Origin of the sequence: Okeania sp. SIO2B9, assembly GCF_010672505.1 — a bacterium.
In the GTDB taxonomy this organism is placed as follows: domain Bacteria; phylum Cyanobacteriota; class Cyanobacteriia; order Cyanobacteriales; family Microcoleaceae; genus Okeania; species Okeania hirsuta.
Genome location: NZ_JAAHGK010000991.1, coordinates 1 through 2,948 on the forward strand (window position 1 = coordinate 1; position 2,948 = coordinate 2,948).

1 protein-coding gene is annotated in these 2,948 nt (G+C 35.1%); it reads right to left on the reverse strand.

Annotated features, from left to right (window positions below):
• Positions 1-1,008: 1,008 nt before the first annotated feature.
• On the reverse strand, positions 1,009-1,635 hold the full coding sequence (locus F6K13_RS26420) for a chorismate lyase (protein ID WP_124142820.1): 627 nt from the start codon (positions 1,633-1,635) through the stop codon (positions 1,009-1,011).
• Positions 1,636-2,948 lie beyond the last annotated feature (1,313 nt).

The window sequence follows — 2,948 nt, forward strand, 5'->3', positions numbered from 1 at the left end:
AGCTTGAGTAGAATTTTGGTATTCACAAAATAGTGAGTAATATTATTTATTTTTGCCGGTCTAAATTGTGGTTAAGATACTAGGAAACCAGAGGATAAATACTGAATATATTTTAAATTAAATGATGTAGCAAAAAAATAATATGGAAAACAGTCAAAGACCTTAAAATTAATGATAATTGTAGTCCTATACTACCGATATTCTAATTACTGACTACTTACTGTAATTACAGTTCGTTTAATGGCAAACTGTTATAGTCTTTGATGATTGATTACTGAATAATAAAAACTTTTTGTATGAGATACCCACACCTTTTTCAAGATTATCGTGTGGGTGTCTAAGTTTAAAGTAAAATTTAGCGCATCAGCATCATAATTTATACCAAATCTGTTTATTCATTATATTGTTCCGTCAAAATAAAAATGACGGGTATTTCAAAATTGAAAAGCCGATCAAACATTTTGATTGATAGTTTATCATCCGTTAAAATTCTTTTGACAAACCACTATTTTTCAATTCATCTTTAACGTTCCTACTTAATACAAAACAGAACTATTTGATCAAATTTTTGCAACTTTATCGAAAAATCCCTGACCTAAAACCCAGACTTTTAGAGTGTGAATTAAAAAAAATTTTGAACAAAACTTCTCATGCCCGGTTTTTTTATACTATCTGACAAAGTCTAGTATCATGTCTGTTTGAATAACCACTTCGGAAAAATTTAGGGAGTAGGGAGGTAGGGGAAATTTGTTTTCTGCGCATTCCGCACCGAAAAAATATTCTCTCTCAAAAGAAGAAAATTTTTATTATGGCTAATTAATGAGACTTGATATCAGATTAAGGTCGAACCATAATAATTTATGAGTGCCTACTACGGAGGAGTTGCGCTTTCAAAGTCAAAGCTAAACTTCAGAAATACGTAGAAATAGATGATCCTATTTGTACATCTAAATTCATCCAAAATTTGTCGATTCTTAATATTTATGGCAATCAAAAAATTAACAACTATTACTTTTGAAAGTCTGTATCCGTCACGTTTGTTTGTCCCAAATATTTCTTAAGATAAGGTGAAAACACTTCATAAATTAATGTCAGTGGTTGGCCATGATGCCAAAATAGGTAATGTCGCCCCCAAAATGGTCCTAACTCGCCAAAAGCTAACTCTAATTCTCTAGAATGACCATAATAAATTCCCTGGACATCTCGATATAATTCGGTCCGCAAACGAGCTAAACTAGCCCAAATAGGCAAAGACCGATTTTGCAAATACTCATCCACATGACTCGCTTCCCACCAGGAAGCAGCATAAGCTAGCCTTTGTCCTGAAGTTGTTCTCAACCATACCTGTCGTCGCAGTCTAGGGCCAGGTACAGCATGAATTAAGTCAGGGGCATTATCCAGATTCATGCCAATGGGAGACATATCAATTACATCAACTTCTGTGGGTTCAGTTGTCAAAAGTTGCAAGTGACGAGTGGGAGAGCCATCTCCAAGTAGTAATATTTGCCATGTGGGTGAAAGTTGGGAGTGGGGCAGACCTTGGCGAACTACTTCTTCTCCTCCTTGCCATAAAGGAGCTAGGGAGTACCAAGGTTTGGGTTGTATAATAGAATGTTTGGGTGAAATAGCAGTCAATTTTTTCTTTACAAAACTTAACTTAGTTATTCCGATCATAGCGTCCCGACTCAATTCTTTCTACTAGCATCAAAATAATTAGGGTTTGCTTATGGAAGTCTTATGGGTGAGGGTAGGAGTCAACCCACCCCCGCCCCTCCCAGGAGGGGAAAAGCCGAGTCAGGAGGAATGAGGAATTACAGAGGATGTAGTCGGAACAATTGTTCTGAGATTTTTCTGCCCTTGTCTGCTCAAAATCCTGACATTTTCAGCTTAAGGGAGCAAAAACCTTGCACTTTTTTAGTACACGCCTTGGCTAATATCTTTATATACCAATGCTTTTAGATTTAATCAGCAAGCCCTAATTAGGGTTTGCGTATGGAAAGTCTTTTGGTAGAGGTAGGAGTCAACCCACCCCCGCCCCTCCCAGGAGGGGAAAAGCCGAGTCAGGAGAAATGGCAATTATAGAGGAGGTAGTCGGAAAAATTGTAAGAGTGATTTTTCTGCCATAATCGTCCCAAAATACTAGCTTTATGCAGCTCTTGCCACCGAAAAGCTGACACTTTTTTAGACCAAAAAATGCTACAACCTTTATCTGTCAATGCTTTGATATTTAATCAGCAAGCCCTAATTAAACGAAGTAATACCAATTAACTTAAAATTTTGTCACGAATAATTTCACACACGGAACTTACGCAAAGGTACTATATATAGTAGATAAAAACTATAGCACTATGGTATATATAGTGTTTTTTCGGAAAAATGCGTAAGTCCTGACACAATAAGTGCAAAATTCTTACCTAATACCATTTCTCTCTAACAATGCGCTTAATAATTGTTGCTCAGACCTGATTACAGTGACTATTCTTGTCTTTATATTAACTGCAACTTCATGGAGAAATGGTATAAGTAAAATTATTATCAGTTAAACTTTTTAGCTAAATCAATCTTAAACTTTTTACTTTTGACTTTTAACTGTAATGAAGTTCATCTTAACCCAGCTTTTAACGTAGCCTTTCGGTCAGAAATGGAGACCGACTAATTACGCACTTGATGGATGATTTATGTGAAATATTATCAGAAGTAAAAAGGTAAATTTAGAGGAGTATTTAAACTGCCTCTAAATCTTTTATGGGGGACTTAAAGCCATTCCTTTAAGAAGTATTAATGGAAGATCAAAACTTTCTAGTATTGGCTTTTTGTTTCTTCCTTTCCTAGATAATGCTGCACATTTATATCATGCTGTAAAACAAGTAAAGCAATTTAAAGTTCAAGAAAGATTTTTGCTATATTTTATACTATTAGTAAACAAAAATTAAATTACTGCGTCTATA